The 15112-nt window shown below is 69.0% G+C and carries 12 protein-coding genes and 3 pseudogenes; 6 read left to right on the top strand and 9 right to left on the bottom strand.

What is annotated here, in order from left to right:
• Positions 1 to 59 precede the first annotated feature (59 nt).
• Positions 60 to 2774 carry a glycosyl hydrolase family 95 catalytic domain-containing protein gene (locus tag Q9G87_RS07715; protein ID WP_305915511.1) on the top strand — a complete coding sequence of 905 codons (2715 nt, stop codon included), beginning with the start codon at positions 60 to 62 and terminating at the stop codon, positions 2772 to 2774.
• Here the strand turns inward: Q9G87_RS07715 and Q9G87_RS07710 are convergent.
• Positions 2771 to 2836: pseudogene (locus Q9G87_RS07710) on the bottom strand (hypothetical protein); the annotation flags it as partial. The gene Q9G87_RS07715 and the pseudogene Q9G87_RS07710 overlap by 4 nt on opposite strands.
• A 101-nt stretch (positions 2837 to 2937) precedes the next feature.
• Positions 2938 to 3387: pseudogene (locus Q9G87_RS07705) on the bottom strand (prolyl oligopeptidase family serine peptidase); the annotation flags it as partial.
• Positions 3388 to 3446: 59 nt separating this feature from the next.
• On the opposite strand from Q9G87_RS07705, the gene Q9G87_RS07700 reads away from it, so the two are divergent.
• Complete coding sequence (locus Q9G87_RS07700) at positions 3447 to 3614, top strand: hypothetical protein (RefSeq protein ID WP_305915510.1); 168 nt, start codon at positions 3447 to 3449, stop codon at positions 3612 to 3614.
• 73 nt (positions 3615 to 3687) lie between these two features.
• Positions 3688 to 3780 (top strand): annotated as a pseudogene (locus tag Q9G87_RS07695) (MarR family transcriptional regulator); the annotation flags it as partial.
• Positions 3781 to 4014: 234 nt separating this feature from the next.
• On the opposite strand, the gene Q9G87_RS07690 reads toward Q9G87_RS07695, so the two are convergent.
• Positions 4015 to 5640, bottom strand: coding sequence for a GH39 family glycosyl hydrolase (locus Q9G87_RS07690; RefSeq protein ID WP_305915509.1), 1626 nt, complete (start codon positions 5638 to 5640; stop codon positions 4015 to 4017).
• Positions 5641 to 5857: 217 nt separating this feature from the next.
• Between Q9G87_RS07690 and Q9G87_RS07685 the strand changes: the two genes are divergently transcribed.
• Complete coding sequence (locus Q9G87_RS07685; protein ID WP_305915508.1) at positions 5858 to 6901, top strand: LacI family DNA-binding transcriptional regulator; 1044 nt, start codon at positions 5858 to 5860, stop codon at positions 6899 to 6901.
• 245 nt (positions 6902 to 7146) lie between these two features.
• On the opposite strand, the gene Q9G87_RS07680 is transcribed toward Q9G87_RS07685, so the two are convergent.
• From Q9G87_RS07680 to Q9G87_RS07655, 6 genes are all read right to left on the bottom strand, one after another.
• Entirely contained in the window at positions 7147 to 9603 is a 2457-nt protein-coding gene (locus Q9G87_RS07680; protein ID WP_305915507.1) for an ABC transporter permease, read from the bottom strand.
• The gene (locus Q9G87_RS07675; RefSeq protein ID WP_305915506.1) at positions 9600 to 10298 is read right to left on the bottom strand and encodes an ABC transporter ATP-binding protein; all 699 of its coding nucleotides are present in this window, start codon (positions 10296 to 10298) and stop codon (positions 9600 to 9602) included. The genes Q9G87_RS07680 and Q9G87_RS07675 overlap by 4 nt, the downstream gene beginning before the upstream one ends.
• 82 nt (positions 10299 to 10380) lie before the next feature.
• Positions 10381 to 10638: a hypothetical protein gene (locus tag Q9G87_RS07670; protein ID WP_305915505.1), complete on the bottom strand. Its 258-nt coding sequence runs from the start codon at positions 10636 to 10638 to the stop codon at positions 10381 to 10383.
• A 138-nt stretch (positions 10639 to 10776) separates the two neighbouring features.
• Positions 10777 to 11652 carry an RnfABCDGE type electron transport complex subunit D gene (locus Q9G87_RS07665; protein ID WP_305915504.1) on the bottom strand — a complete coding sequence of 292 codons (876 nt, stop codon included), beginning with the start codon at positions 11650 to 11652 and terminating at the stop codon, positions 10777 to 10779.
• On the bottom strand, positions 11649 to 12533 hold the full coding sequence (locus Q9G87_RS07660; RefSeq protein ID WP_305915503.1) for an FAD:protein FMN transferase: 885 nt from the start codon (positions 12531 to 12533) through the stop codon (positions 11649 to 11651). The genes Q9G87_RS07665 and Q9G87_RS07660 overlap by 4 nt, the downstream gene beginning before the upstream one ends.
• A gap of 46 nt (positions 12534 to 12579) precedes the next feature.
• Positions 12580 to 13035 carry an FMN-binding protein gene (locus tag Q9G87_RS07655; RefSeq protein WP_305915502.1) on the bottom strand — a complete coding sequence of 152 codons (456 nt, stop codon included), beginning with the start codon at positions 13033 to 13035 and terminating at the stop codon, positions 12580 to 12582.
• A gap of 178 nt (positions 13036 to 13213) precedes the next feature.
• Here Q9G87_RS07655 and Q9G87_RS07650 point away from each other — a divergent pair, with 178 nt between their 5' ends.
• Positions 13214 to 13870 carry a response regulator transcription factor gene (locus tag Q9G87_RS07650; protein WP_305915501.1) on the top strand — a complete coding sequence of 219 codons (657 nt, stop codon included), beginning with the start codon at positions 13214 to 13216 and terminating at the stop codon, positions 13868 to 13870.
• Positions 13867 to 15111 (top strand): sensor histidine kinase, encoded by a 1245-nt coding sequence (locus tag Q9G87_RS07645; protein ID WP_305915500.1) that lies wholly within the window; start codon positions 13867 to 13869, stop codon positions 15109 to 15111. The genes Q9G87_RS07650 and Q9G87_RS07645 overlap by 4 nt, the downstream gene beginning before the upstream one ends.
• The last annotated feature ends 1 nt before the right edge of the window (position 15112 follow it).

Genomic DNA, 15112 nt, shown 5'->3' with positions numbered 1-15112 from the left:
CAGCACCCCTCACGATGGGAACAGCCATGCCCGAAGACCACCCGACGCGAAGGCAGCTGATGAAGCTCGGTACAGCCGGAGCCGGTGCGATCCTGCTGCCGATGCAATGGACGGCGGTCGCCCGGGCCGCCTCGGCACCGCCCCCTGAGGTGCGCGCCGCCAACGACCTGGCGCTCTGGTACGACGAGGCCGCCGGCACCGACTGGCTCCGCGCTCTCCCCATTGGCAACGGCCGCCTGGGCGCCATGGTGTTCGGCAACGTCGATACCGAACGGTTACAGCTCAATGAGGACACCGTCTGGGCGGGCGGACCGTACGACCAGAGCAACCCGAAGGGCGCGCAGGCGCTGCCGGAGATCCGGCGGCTGGTCTTCGAGAACCAGTGGATCCAGGCCCAGGACCTGATCAACCAGACGATGCTCGGCAAGCCCGCAGGTCAGCTGGCCTACCAGCCCGTCGGCAATCTACGGCTCGGCTTCGGCGGCGCCGCCGGGGCGTCGGAGTACAACCGCCAGCTGGATCTCACCACCGCCACGACCTCCGTGACCTACGTCCTGAACGGCGTGCGGTACCGGCGCGAGGTGTTCGCGAGCGCGCCGGACCAGGTGATCGCCATCCGCCTGACCGCCGACCGGCCCGGCTCCATCACGTTCTCCGCGACGTTCGACAGCCCGCAGCGGACGACCCGCTCCAGCCCGGACGCGGCCACCGTGGCACTCGACGGCGTCTCGGGCGACATGGACGGAGTGACCGGCTCGGTCCGTTTCCTGGCACTGGCCCGGGCCGTCGCCGACGGCGGCAGCGTCACCAGCTCCGGCGGCACTCTGCAGGTGTCCGCCGCGGACAGCGTGACACTGCTGATCTCCATCGGCTCCAGCTACGTGAACTACCAGGATGTCGGCGGCGACTACCAGGGCATCGCGCGCAAGCATCTCAAGGCCGCCCTGGAGCGGCCCTACGACGACCTGCGCGGCCGGCATGTGGCCGACTACCAGCGCCTGTTCGGGCGTACGACGCTCGACCTCGGCCGCACCGCGGCGGCCGACCAGCCGACCGACGTCCGCATCGCGCAGCATACGGACACCGACGACCCGCAGTTCGCCGCGCTGCTGTTCCAGTTCGGCCGATACCTGCTGATCTCCTCCTCACGGCCCGGCACCCAGCCGGCCAACCTGCAGGGCATCTGGAACGACCAGATGCGCCCGCCGTGGGACTCGAAGTACACCATCAACGCCAACCTGCCGATGAACTACTGGCCCGCCGACTCGACGAACCTGTCGGAGTGTTACGCGCCGGTGTTCGACATGATCAAGGACCTCACCGTGACCGGCGCCCGCACCGCCGAGGCACAGTACGGGGCGGGCGGCTGGGTCACCCATCACAACACCGACGCATGGCGGGCCACCTCGGTCGTCGACGCCGCGTTCTGGGGCATGTGGCAGACCGGCGGCGCCTGGCTGGCCGCCTTGATCTGGGATCACTACCTGTTCACCGGCGACGCCGGCTTCCTGCGCGCGAACTACCCGGCCATGAAGGGCGCCGCCCAGTTCTTCCTCGACACCCTGGTACCGGAGCCGTCGCTCGGCTGGCTGGTCACGAACCCGTCCAACTCACCCGAGCTCAGCCACCACCCGAATGCCAGCGTGGCCGCCGGCCCCACCATGGACATGCAGATCCTGCGTGACCTGTTCGACGGCTGCGCCGAGGCGAGCAAGGTGCTCGGCGTTGACGCGGACTTCCGGGCCAAGGTCGAGGCCGCCCGCGAGCGGCTGGCGCCGATGAAGATCGGCTCCCGCGGCAACATCCAGGAATGGCTCTACGACTGGGTGGAGACCGAGCGCAACCACCGGCACGTCTCACACCTGTACGGCCTGCATCCCAGCCATCAGATCACCAAGCGCGACACACCCGAGCTGTTCGAGGCCGCACGCCGGACGTTGGAGTTGCGCGGCGACGACGGGACGGGCTGGTCGCTGGCCTGGAAGATCAACTACTGGGCCAGGCTGGAGGAGGGTACGCGAGCGCACGACCTGGTCCACGCCCTCGTCACACCGGCCAGGCTCGCGCCGAACATGTTCGACCTGCACCCTCCGTTCCAGATCGACGGCAACTTCGGCGCCACGTCCGGCATCGCGGAGATGCTGCTGCACAGCCACAACAGTGAGCTGCACCTGCTGCCGGCGCTGCCGGCGGCCTGGCCGAAGGGACGGGTGAAGGGCCTTCGGGGTCGTGGTGGTCACACCGTCGGCGCGGCATGGAGCGAAGGGCAGGCCGACGAGTTCCTGGTCACGCCCGATCGCGACGGCACCGTGAGAGTGCGCGCCGAGATGTTCACCGGGCGCTACAAGGTGGTCGACGCCGTGCGTGGCGGCCAGGCCCGCATGAGGAAGGTCGGCCCCGACCTGATCGAGCTGACCGGGAAGGCCGGCCATACCTATCGCGCGTACAGCTTGCAGAAGATCCGGCTCGGCGCGCCGGCCGAGGTGATCCCGGGTCAGGAGTCCAAGGTCACTGTCACCGTCCGGGCGATCGAGATGCCGCTGGCCCCTTCAGCCACGGTGTCCGTCGAGGCTCCAGACGGGTGGAGCGTCACGCCCGCCCAGGTCGTGCTGGGGCCCCTGAGTCCCGGCTCGGAACGCACTGCCGAGTTCAAGGTCACCCCGGGCGCGGACGAGCCCATGGGCACCGCGGTCCTGACCGGCAAGGCGGGCGGCCATGACTGGACCACGTCGGTGAAGGCCACGGTCCGGGTGTTGGGTTCCAGCGGCATTTAGGCGGCGGGGGAGCAGGCTGTGCCGTTGAGGGCGAACTGCGCGGGTGCCGTGTTCGTCCCGCTGTAGGTGGCCTGGAAGCCGAAGGTGACGGCGGCTCCGGCGGCGGCGTGTCAGTGCTGGTGGGCGTCTGGCTGAGGCCGAAGACGTTGGTCCACTGGTCGATCTGCTGCTGCAGCGTGGCGTAGTAGACGAAGGTGTCGTTCGTGCCGTGCCAGAGCTGCACGCGCGGCCGCGCACCGGTGTAACCGGGGTAGGCGGCGCGGACCAGGTCCCCCCATTGCTGAGGCGTCTTGCTGACGCGTCCGGAGGCGCAGTCGCTGGCACCCGGTGAGGGGATGTAGTCGGCCTCGTTCGCGAAGCAGCTGTGCGGCACGCCCATGAACACGGCCCCGGCCTTGAAGACGTCCGGGTAGTTGCCGAGCATGATGTTGGTCTCCATGCCGCCGGCCGCAGTGCCGGTGACGAACACGCGGTCGGCGTCGCCGCCGAAGCGCTGCAGCGTGTACGGGTCGATGGACATGAGCGAGACCGGGTCGCTGCCGCCGCCTCGCATGTGCGACTCGGCCGACCAGGTGTCGAAGCAGTTGCCCTTCTTGGAGGCCGACGGGTAGATGACGACGAAGCCGCACGACCGCCGGGCGTGCCGGGCGGTTGTCCGGCACGTACACGTGCATGCGGAGATTGCCCGGGTTGGCGCCGAACCCGGTCACCTCCGTCAAGGTGGCCGCGGCGGCCTGGTGGGGGAGTGCCGCGGTCAAGGCGGCGCACAACACCGCGGTGCAGACACCGGCCACCCACGCGGTCAGTCGTTTCATTCGCCCTCCTCTGCTCGGTGCTTGAGGTGCGGCGGCGTCGGCACGCGGCCGCCCTGGACGGGGCTCTCGCTCGGCACGGCGTCACGACCACCGAGTACATGGCGTTGAGCGAGCTGCGACTACGCGACGGGCCGTCCTCGGCGGATCTGGCCCGCATCGCCTTCGTCACTCCGCAGGCGATGAGCCTCGTCATCCGCGACCTCGAACGACGCGGTCTGATCCGTCGGGACCCGCAGCCCGGCGCGGGCCGCGTGCTGCGTGCCCGCCTCACCCGTGAGGGCCTGTCCACCTTGCGGCGCTGCGACCGTTCCATCGACGAGATCGAGGCGCTCATGTTCGCCGAGGTCGACGACACCGCGCGCAAGACGCTGGCGGAGAGCCTTTCAGCGTGTGCGCGCCCTGCACCCCTGAAGGCCGTGGCGCGGTCATGCCGACTGGCGCAACGACATCACCGCCCAGGGCGTCAGTTCGACATCGAGGTTCAGCACACCGTTGTCGGGCACGGTCAGTGTGAATCTGAGGAGCGAGTCGGCGACTTTGCTCAGGTACTCGCTCTCGGCCCGGGACGGGTTGAGAGGGGACCCGAGCTGATACCAGGCCTCGGCGACGTTTCCGTGCTCCCAGTCCAGGACCTCGACGAGGAACGTCGTGCCAGGCTCCAGGCCGCCGATCGAGTGGTGGATCCTGCGGCTCGGCCCCATCTCGGCCAGCGCGCGTGTCGCCGGGTACGAGGTCTGCGAGCTGAGACCCCTCATGGCCATGTCCTCGGGATAGTTGAAGAACACCGCGGATACGGCCGACGTCCGGCTGTCACGGGTCACGACACCGTCAGACGTCGTGAGGAGCAGCCGGTCGCCGAGCCGTTCCAGCATCGTGAACGCGTGGTACGTGGGCTTGTGGATGCCCGCCTCGTTCACCAGTCCGAATCCGCCATGAAACGGTCCGATCCCGGCGCCTCCCTCCTCGAACACGTCCGTGAAGGTCCAGTAGGCGATGGAGTCGGCGAGGGGCGCGCACTTCAGGTACGCCCGCGTGATGTAGGTCGCCGCGAACACCGTGTCGTGGATGAAGTCGCGGGCCGACGGCGACGTCGACCACTCGCTGATGTGGATCTCCGCCTCGGGATACGCGCTGTTCTGCACGAGCTTGCGCAGCAGGGTCAGGTCGTCGAACGTGGCATCGGCGTACCGGGTGATGTGCACGCCCTCGCCGTCGGCGCCGTACGCGAAGTCGGTGGGGTACAGGTGGGTCGAGATGAAGTCGATCGGGAGCTCGCGCTCCGCGCACCAGGTGATGAAGTCCTCGATCCAGACCGGGCGCCAGTCGAGCGCGTCCACGTCGGCCGCGTCGGCCGTCTCGAGCGCCGCGGAGCGATCCTCGCTCTCGCCCTTGTAGCGGTCGTCGGGCACGAAGACGCTCGTCGAGGGCCCGCCCACCTTCAAAGCCGGATCGATCTTCTTGATCGCCCGTACGGTCTGCTCGTAGAGCTCGAAGTACTCGGTCTTCGTGCCGGTCCAGAAGTGCGGGACCAGGTTCGGCTCGTTCCACACCTCGAAGCGCCACTCTCGCACCTCGGCGAGGCCGTACCGGTCGATCCAGTGCTCGACCGACCTCGTGACCAGCTCGACCCAGCGCGCCATGTCCTTGGGCGGGCTGCAGTGAGCACCCCACCAGAACACGGTCTCGGTCTGCGTCGCCAGCTCGCGCGGCATGAAGCCCAGCTCGACGAAGGGCCGGACGCCGCAGTCCAGGAGGAAGTCGAAGACCTTGTCGACGTAGCTGAAGGTGTACACGGGTGAGGGGAGGGGGGCATCCGGGCCGAAACCGCCGCCGTAGCTCTCCCGGTAGACGAACATGTCGTCGTGGAAGACGCCGTGAAAGCGGATGTACTCGATTCCCGCCGCGGCGACGACCTCGGCGAACTGCTGTCGCCAGTCCGCGCGCAGCGCCTCGTTCGCCCGCCCGGCGCCGATACACCTGCTCCAGACGTGCGGGAGCGCGCTCTCGTCAAGCAGCTCGCCGTTGATCAGGAACCGGGGCTTGCTCTTCATGGCCTCACTTCTCTTCACGAAATCGTTCACGGGGGATGGGAATGGGCAGCCGAATGGCCTCTCCTCTCCTCCTGAACCGGTCGCGAAAATATTTCGTAACTTGTTCGTCGATCTCGAGGACATTAAGTGTCGTGCCTGTCCTGTGTCAACGGGTGGCAGCCCGGCCAAGGGTTCGTGGTAGGTTCCGAAATAATTTCGAATCCTGAAGGGAGTCCTGATGCGACGGCGAGGTCCTTCCGAGCGAGCCACCTTGGCGGATGTCGCCCGGCTGGCCGGCGTCTCGCCGGCGACCGCCTCGAAGGTTCTCAACGGGCGCAGCGATGTAGGGGCGAAGACACGCGACCTGGTGCTCGGAGCCATGGCCGAGATCGGCTACAAGCCTACGGCGGTGCGACACCAGCATCCGCGGGAGCGCACCCTCGTCACCGTGCTCGACATCGTGGAGTCCCGCTACGCCGGAACGGTGCTCCAGGGCATCCTCCTGGCCGCGACCTCGGCGCAGGCCGAGCTCCTCCTTCGCCTGCCGCCCGACGAGCCGATCAGCACGAACCGTACGGCGGCGCGCGCCTGGATGGAGGAGCAGAAGGCGTCCGGTGTCGTCGGCATCATCGCGCTCGCCGTCGCCGTGCCCGACCCGATGCTCCTCGCCGCGGAGAATCTCGAGGTGCCCGTCGTGACGATCGACCCCATCGATACGTCCGAATCACGTCTCGTCAGCATCGGCTCCACCAACTGGGCGGGCGGTCGCTCGGCGACCGAGCACGTCATCAAGCTCGGCCACCGCAGGATCGCCTGGGTCGGCGGCCCCCTGGGCTCTGCCCCCTCACTGGAACGCTTCCACGGCTACCAGGCCGCGCTTGACTCGGCCGGCATCACGCCGGACCGCGCCATGATCCGCCACGAGGCGTTCTCCGTCGAGGCGGGACTCCGGCACGGCCATGACCTCCTCGCGCTCGACGAGCGGCCGACCGCGATCATCGCAGGCAACGACGAGATCGCCGTCGGGGTCCTCGCCGCGGCCAAGGCGCTTCACATCACCGTCCCGAGCGAGCTGTCGGTCACGGGGTTCGACGACACACCGCAGACCGAGTGGACCACGCCCCGGCTCACGTCCGTCCGGCAACCTCTCGTCGGCATGGGCCGGATGGCCGTCGAGACCGTCCTGCGCATGGCGGACGGTGTCCAGCCCGCCTCCCGGCACCTCCAACTGGCGACGACCCTCAGCGTCCGCGACTCGACGGGCCCGGTCCCGTCATCCTGATCGCCCGGCGAACGCCCAGCTCAGCAGGGATCGCACAGCTTGTCACTCATGTCGCAAGGGCGCCCTCCTCCCGCCGACCGGCGATCTCATCCTGGCCAGTCGCCGGTTCCCGGGGGACGAAACCGTCAAGCTTGTCGAACGCCGTGCACCCGGAGGTTTCTCCGAGACCGGGGAGGTGCTCTCGGCGCCGGAGCCGTCCAAGCAAACGGAGCGCCTCCGCCGGTGAAGCGGACAACCCCTCGCTGTCAGATGTAGGCGAGCGCCTCGCGGACCGTGATGCGCGAGGCGCGGTTGGCGGCGGCGTCGGTAGCGATAGCCGCGCCGATGATGACCATGGCGACCCAGATGCCAACGGCGAGGGCGGAGATGCGGAAGGGCAGCGCTGTGTTGCCAAAGGTGTTGCCGAGCCCGTAGCCGAGGAGTTTGGTGAGGCCGAGCGTGGGAAGCGCGGCCATCAGGCAGCTGGTGAGGGCGAGGAACAGGCCTTCGGCCACGACGATGCGGCGGACCGCCCTCGGGCGTGCTCCGATGGCGTGCATGACGCCGAACTCACGGAATCGGTCGAGGACGTTGGCGCCCATCATGGAGGCCAGCCCGATGCCCCCGACCAGGCCGAGAGGAAAAGCGACGTAGAGCAGGACCGACAGGACGGGGCCGAGGTGGGCCGAGGATGCGGCGGCGCCCCGGCTTTCTGATGCGGCGAGCTCCACCTTGATTCCCGCGGCGGTGAGGGTTCCTTCGACAGAGTCGGCAACGGTCAGACGGGTGGGTTCGTCGCTGCGGGTGGTGATGATGCGCAGTTGGGAGATCTGCTGAGGTTTCCCGGTGGCGTTGGCGAGGGCCTCTGGCGTGGTGTAGGCGCCGCCGCCGGCGGAGTCGGGTTCTTCGATGATTCCGGCGATTTGCCAGGTGGTGGGTTGTCCGTCGATGAACACGCGGACGGTGTCGCCGGGACCGAGGCTGGGGACAGTTTTGTTATGGGTTGGCTGGTTGAGGACGATAGCGCCGGTTTCGCCGGGTTTGAGCCAGCGGCCTTCGATCACGGTGGGAGGTGGGAGGGCGCGGTTGACAGGGATGGTGTTGAGGTTGATGCTGCCGTGTCCCTGGTCGGGGTAGGTGTTGGTGATGGGCAGTCGCCCCTGTTCGGAGATGCTGATCTGTACTCGGTTGAACGCCTCCACCCGGGTGATGTCGGGCAGTTGCTCCAGCGCAGCGTTGCCGACCGTGTCGGCGTTGGCGGGTTCGGCGAGTTGGACGTCGACGTCCCAGTAGCGTTGAGCGAGTCGTTGTTCGTCGAGGGCCTGAGTCCCGGATCTGAGGGACATGCCGGCGACGAAGACGGTGCCGGCGGTGGCCAGCAGCCCGACCGACAGCCAGAATCTGGCAGGGCGGCGCACGGTGTTACGCAGCGCCATGATCAGGCCGCGATCGAGACCCGGCAGGCGGGCGAGCCCGGCCAGCACACCGGTGACGGCACTGGGCCTGGCGCCGCCGCCGTGGTGGTCGATGGCGGCCCGTACGGTGGTGCGGCTGGCCCTGATGAGGGGCAGCAGGGCCATCAAGGAGGGCAGGGCCAGTCCAATGGCCACGATCGCGAGGTAGGTCCACCAGGGGGCGGCCAGGCTGGTCGGCTGGATGCCGAGGTTGCCCAGCAGTCCTTCGACACGGTCCCGGCCGATCAGGACCGCCGGGTACAGCGCCAGCAGAGTGGCCGCGGCGGCCACCAGTACGGTCATCGCGAGGTACAGCCGCGCGATGCGCGCCGACCGGGCGCCGATGGCCTTCATGATGCCGATCTGCGGGATCTGCCGGGTGAACAGGTTGTTGAGCATGGTCGCGACCAGGATGGTTGCCAGCAGCAGGGCGGCCGCCGCGCCGGCCATCAGCGACACGAGCAGTACGTCGGCCTGCCACTGGTGCGGGTGGGCGTAGGGCTTGGGGACCTGGATCTCGGCGATGATGAGGCCGTATTCGCGCTGCAGCCACTCGCCGACGTCATCCGCGACGGACACGACCGTGCCGCGGTCCGGGCTGGGCTCGGTCTGGCCCGGGCCGGCGACCTGGAGCTTGAGCTGGTCGAGTAGCCCGGCGGTGGCGGGCAGCGATGCGGTGGACAGGTAGCCGTGGCCCTTCTGCTCCTGGGGCGAGGGAGCCAGGCTGGGGTCGTACACGGTGCCGGCCACCCGCAGCTGCGCGCGTTCCCCGCCGGGAGTCTCGACGGTGAGGGTGTCGCCGACGCTCGCCCCGAGCAAGGACAGGGATCCGTCGCCGCCGATCCAGATCTCGCCGGGGGGCGGGGGCCACTTGCCCTCCTGCCGCAGGTCGAACTTGACCATCCGCATCTGATCGTCCGGGGCGGCCACGAACGCCTGGAGGATCGTCCTGCGGGGCTGGCCGTTGACCTCGACCACGCTCTCGAATTGGGTGCGGCCGGTCGCCTCGAGCACGCCAGGCTGCTGCTTCGCCGCGGCTGCGATCTCCGCCATTTTCTCGATGCCGACGCCCTTCTCGAGCACGATTGTCGCCGACGCGGGCTCGGTGCTCATGTACGCGCCGCCGGCTTCCCTGCCGACCGCGGCCCAGCCCATGAGAACTCCGCCGAAGATCGCCAGGCTGACCGCGAGTGCGATCACCATCAGCGCGAACCGGGGCCAGGAGGCACGCAGATCCCGGCGCAACTTGACCGCCAGCAGGCTGCTCATCGGGTCGCCCCTGTGGTCTGGTCGGTGATGATGCGGCCGTCGACCAAGGTGACCTCGCGACTCACGATCGAGCGGATGTCGCGCTCGTGGGTGACCACCACGATGGTCCGTCCCTCGGCGTTGAGTTCGGCGAACAGTTTCAGGACGGCGTCAGCCGTGGTGGTGTCGAGGTTGCCGGTCGGCTCGTCGGCGAGCAGGAACGGCGGGTCGTTGGCCAGCGCCCGTGCGATCGCGGCGCGCTGCTGCTGGCCGCCGGACAGGGTGGCGGGTAGCTTGTCGGCCTGCTCGGCGATGCCCACTCGATCCAACAGGTGCTCGGCTCGGCTGCGGCGCCGGCCCACTGGGATCTTGCCGGCGAAATCCATGGGCAGCATGACGTTCTCTGCCACGGTCAGCGTCGGCAGCAGCTGGAAGAACTGGAACACCAGTCCGACACTGTCTCCCCGCCAGGCGGCCAGCCCGGACTCCGACAGTGACGCCAGGTCCGTGTCCCCGACCCGAAGCTTCCCCGAGGTGGGCCGGTCGATGCCGGCGAGCAGGTTCAGTAATGTCGTCTTGCCACTGCCCGACCGCCCGACGATCGCCACGAACTCCCCCTGCGCGATGTCGAGGTCGAGATGATCAATGGCGACGACCTCGCCGTTGCCCAGCGGATACACCTTGACCACGTCAAGGACCTGTATTGCCTGTCCCACGGTGTCCTACCTCCCGGAGCCGGCATTGCGGCCCCACATCGATTCGGTGTGTTCGAGCGCGAGCTCGCGCCATGAGGGGATGTCACGACCCATGCGGCGGCGGGGTGTGCCCGGGGCGGCCACTGCCGTCAGGCCCCTCGACGCTGGACGGCGGCGCGTTGCCAGTGGGGCCACCGGGTCCGTGTGGCGGGGGAGTGTGCCCGGGACCGCCACCGCCGCCCATCAGCAGGATGACGACCACCACCGCGGCCACCAGAATGCCGCTGAGCACGGACAGCTTCACCCACCGCGGCACCCCGGTGCGCTCGCCTGAGTCGGAATAGCGGGCCGGATCAGACATGCGGATACTCCTCGATCGCACGTGGTTGTCAGCCTCAGTCCACCAATCCGGCCATTAGACCGCCGCTAGGGATTTTCCTAACCGGTTTCTAACGCCGTGAGCAGGCATGATGGCGGCCAGACAGGTGTCAGGCGAGCGTCAGCCCGTTGCGGCCGTCCTCCGCAGGCAGCGGCGGACCGCCAGCCAGGCGTTGGCGGCGAGTAGCCCGAGCGGCAAGGAGTATGCCTGGCCGAGGACGACGCCCACCACGCCTGCGGCTGCCGCGATCACCCCATAGATGTACTGATCGGCGTGCCGACCCGGGCTGGTCGGCGGGTCAGTGAGCATGATGAACCCGGCGAAGAGGGAAGCGTTCACGAACGGCTCGTCGTAAACGACGGAGACGCGGCCGGCCATGCCGGTGAAGGCGGCGAACATGGTGTAGGCAAGGGCGAGGAGCAAGTACGCCAAGATGAGCAGGAGGTAGTAGGCGCCGAGGAAGGCGCCGACCATGGGCAGCCGGTTGACCCGGTCGGCGATGAACAGACCGGTGATGACGACCAGCGGCACCATCACATACGCCGGTGCGGCCGCCACACCCCACCAGCTCTGCGCCTCCACACCGAACAGCCCGGCGGCGACCAGGGCGAGCGCAGCTGGGTTGAACACGTGCCCGCGGCCGATGCGGACCAGGTGTTTGATCACCACCGCGGCACCGGCCAAGGCCGCCACCGCCGGCAGCGGAAGACTCGGGTCGAGGATCATCCCAAGGATCACGCCGGTCCCGACCGCGCCGTCCGGTATCCGCAGCCGCCGGCGACGCGCCGCGGTGATCATCATCTCGATGCCGGCGGCGGTGCCGGCTGCCAGCGCAACGGTCAGCCACGCCCGACCAGCACCGCCCGTGGCTCCGGGCGCCGTCACCGCGACCAGCACCAGCAGGACGCCGATCAACAAGACCTTCGGGCCGCGCGCCCACCGGACGAGGCGATGCGCCATCTCGGACCATCGGCGGCGGGCGGTCGTCGTGCTCACGACGTGGAAACCTCAGGTGTGTCCAGCGCAAAGCCGCTGGTGGTGATGCGCTCACCTGATCTGGTGATCATCAGGCCCTCCACCTCGTCGGTGTTGTCCAGCAGGTCACGCCCGGCGGTGACACCGAGCACGAAGGCGGCCGTAGACAGCGCGTCGGCGATCACCGTGGTCGGTGCGGACACCGTGACCCCCACCGGTCGCTCGCCCCTCACGGATGCGGGACGGGGGTCGAGGATGTGGGCTCCACGGGCGGTACCGCCGGAGCCGGCCACCGCGCCGTCAGTGACCCGCAGGCTGCCCAGCAGTGTGCCCGGCCGCCGCGGATCGGCTATGCCGATCCGCCAGGGGCGGCCGTCGCGGTCGGCGCCACGCGCATAGACGTCGCCGCCCGCGTCCACCACCGCGCCCGGCGCGTCGGCCAACTCCCGCGTTGCGAGATCCACGGCCAGGCCCTTGGCCAGGCCTCCCAGGTCGAAGAGCACGGGACGGCGCAGGGTGACCGTCCGTCCGGCGGGGTCGAGCAGCACGTCCCGGTACGTCGGCCGGGCACCGGGGTGGATGCCGCTGCGCCAACGCTCTCCGGTGCGGTAGTTCCGGTCGTACCCGGCCGTCTCCTGCCGATGCCCGATCGTCGGGTCGAACGCGCCATCGGTCGCCTCGGCGAGGACCAGGCCGAGGCTGAGCGCCTCGAACAGCATCGAACTGACCGGTACCGGCCTGCCGGCCTGGTGGATCAGGCGGCTCACCTCGCTGGCCGGGTCGAACCGCGAGCAGGTGGCCTCGACGGCGGCGAACCAGCGGAATGCGCGTGCGACCGTACCTGCCCAGGCCGGCGCTTCGGACGCCGGGACGGCCAGCTGGATGGTCACCAAGGTGTCCATCCACACTTCGGTCCATCCGGCCCGACCGCCGGCGCGCGGATTCATGTCAGCCGCCCTTGGTGGTGCCGGGTGACGCCCCGGCCGCCTCGCGCAGCGCCCGCTGCACGGCTTGGACGAAGTCCTCCCAGCTGGCCGTCGCCCCGGACACCACCGGGACATCGGCCGACTGGGTGTTGAGCACCTGGTCGGGCAGCCCGTCGATATAGCTTCGCGGGTAGAGGGTGTCCGATCCGATGATCTCCACGCGGCTGATCCGGCCGGATGCGATGCTCACCGCGACGGAGACGCTGCCGAACTTGTTGCTCGCCGTCCCGGTGTACGTCCCGTCGCGGTATGTGCCGGCCGACGCCGGGGGCGCCAGCTCCAGGATCACCTCGGACGGGGACATCCCAGCAAGAGCCGGTGTGGTCACCACCAGATAGCCGGACGCGTAGACAGCGCCGATCGCCGCCGCCGACAACGCCACCGCGCGCGCCTTCTCACCCGGCGTACGCCACGGCATCCCGCCGCCTACCTGCCTTTGGCCGCGCGGATGTTTCACAACGGACCCCTAACGACGCGTGGATGATTGCGCTCGGCCAGGATCCGAGCTGGGCCCAGCTCACCAATTGCGGCATTAGAGAAGCGCTAGGCCGGTCCCTAACGGTCACCTAACGGCGTGAGCGGGCACCATAGTCGGCGTGCGGGTACTGGTAGTGGAGGATGAGCGCTTGCTGGCCGATGCGATCACTGCCGGGCTTCGAAACCACGCCATGGCTGTCGACGTGGCCTATGACGGCGATGCCGCGCTGGAACGCCTGTCGGTCAATGACTACGACGTGGTCGTGCTGGACCGTGATCTGCCAAGGGTGTCCGGCGACCAGGTGTGCGCCACCCTGGTGGAGACGGGAGCCGACACCCGGATCCTGATGCTCACCGCCGCGACCGCGGTCAGCCAGCGGGTGGCCGGCCTCGGCCTGGGTGCCGACGACTATTTGACCAAGCCGTTCGACTTCGCCGAGCTCATCGCCCGCATTCACGCCCTCGGCCGGCGGGCCCGGCCGGCGGCGCCACCGGTGCTCGAGCGCGCAGGCGTCCGCCTCGACCCGCACCGCCGCATCGTCACCCGCGACGGTGAATTCGTTGCGTTGTCCCGCAAGGAGTTCGCCGTCCTGGCCGAGCTCCTCCGGGCCGGCGGCGGTGTGGTCTCCGCCGAACAACTGCTGGAGAAGGCATGGGACGAGCACACCGATCCGTTCACCGGTGTCGTCCGGTTCACGATCATGATGCTGCGCCGCAAGCTGGGCGAGCCGCCGATCATCCACACCCTCCCCGGCGCCGGGTACCGCATCCCATGAGCCGCTGGTGGCGCTCCACGATCCGGGTGCGGCTCACCCTGCTGTACGCCATCGCGTTTCTTTTTGCCGGTCTGGTGCTCATCGCTCTCATGTACATCTACTTCGGGCAGTCGCTCGAACAGCACGCGGCCCGGCGGGCCGCCACTACCGAACAGCTCGCCGCGGACTTCGTGGGCGAAACCGGTCACGACAATGGCAAGGTCAAGCAACTGCACGAGGCGCTCCGGGTCCAGTTCCAGCAGGACCGCGACGACACCATGCGCGCGATGATCGCCTGGTCCCTGGCCTCGCTCGCCGTCGTCGGCCTCCTCGCCGGCGGGCTCGGCTGGCTGTTGGCCGGCCGGGCACTGCACCCCCTGCAGCGGGTCATCGCGACCGCCCGCCGCGTCGCCGACCGCAGTCTGCACGAACGCATCGCCCTCACGGGGCCCGACGATGAGATCAAAGACCTCGCCGACACCTTCGACGCCATGCTCGAACGGCTCGATCGCTCCTTCGACGGCCAACGACGCTTCGTCGCCAACGCATCCCACGAACTTCGCACCCCGCTGACCATCAATCGCACCCTGATCCAGGTCGCACTCGACGCCCCCGACACCCCGGAGTCCACCCAACGGCTCGGCGCCACTCTCCTCGAGGTCAACGAGAGAAACGAACGTCTCATCGACGGCCTGCTCGTCCTCGCCACCAGCGACGCGCAGCTCACCGAGCACAGCCGGGTCGACCTCGCCGACCTCGCCCACCAGACCGTCGATCTCTCCGGCGACGCGGCCCGCGACGCCCGCGTCGACATCCGCACCAGCCTCACGCCCGCCCCCGTAACCGGTGACCCGGTGCTGCTGGAACGCCTCGTCCATAACCTGATCGACAACGCCGTCCGCTACAACCTCACCGAAGACGGATGGGTCTCCATCACCACCGGCACCACCGACGGACACGGCTACCTCACCGTCGCCAACACCGGACCCGCCATCCCGCTCGACGAGGTCAGCGGGCTGTTCGAACCCTTCCGCCGTCTCGCCGCGACCGACCGGCTCATCGACCCCCACGTGGCCCCGCCTGACCGCGGCGCCGGGCTCGGCCTGTCCATCGTCCGGTCTGTCGCCCATGCCCACCACGGTCACGTCCACGCCCGCCCCCGACCTGACGGCGGCCTCACCATCCACGTACGAATCCCCACCACGCCACCGGCCAACGGCGCCGCCGACAAAACACCAACTGGTCGCCGGGCTGATCAGTAGC

The organism is Nonomuraea turcica (genome assembly GCF_030718205.1).
GTDB lineage: Bacteria > Actinomycetota > Actinomycetes > Streptosporangiales > Streptosporangiaceae > Nonomuraea.
Note: the sequence above shows the minus strand (reverse complement) of the source record. Positions and strands in the feature narration are given on the sequence as shown.

Coding starts and splice junctions, on each gene's coding strand:
- Q9G87_RS07715 (WP_305915511.1), top strand. CDS start 60: ATGAAGCTCGGTACAGCCGGAGCCGGTGCGATCCTGCTGCCGATGCAA.
- Q9G87_RS07700 (WP_305915510.1), top strand. CDS start 3,447: ATGCGGAGATTGCCCGGGTTGGCGCCGAACCCGGTCACCTCCGTCAAG.
- Q9G87_RS07690 (WP_305915509.1), bottom strand. CDS start 5,640: ATGAAGAGCAAGCCCCGGTTCCTGATCAACGGCGAGCTGCTTGACGAG.
- Q9G87_RS07685 (WP_305915508.1), top strand. CDS start 5,858: ATGCGACGGCGAGGTCCTTCCGAGCGAGCCACCTTGGCGGATGTCGCC.
- Q9G87_RS07680 (WP_305915507.1), bottom strand. CDS start 9,603: ATGAGCAGCCTGCTGGCGGTCAAGTTGCGCCGGGATCTGCGTGCCTCC.
- Q9G87_RS07670 (WP_305915505.1), bottom strand. CDS start 10,638: ATGTCTGATCCGGCCCGCTATTCCGACTCAGGCGAGCGCACCGGGGTG.
- Q9G87_RS07660 (WP_305915503.1), bottom strand. CDS start 12,533: ATGGACACCTTGGTGACCATCCAGCTGGCCGTCCCGGCGTCCGAAGCG.
- Q9G87_RS07655 (WP_305915502.1), bottom strand. CDS start 13,035: ATGCCGTGGCGTACGCCGGGTGAGAAGGCGCGCGCGGTGGCGTTGTCG.
- Q9G87_RS07645 (WP_305915500.1), top strand. CDS start 13,867: ATGAGCCGCTGGTGGCGCTCCACGATCCGGGTGCGGCTCACCCTGCTG.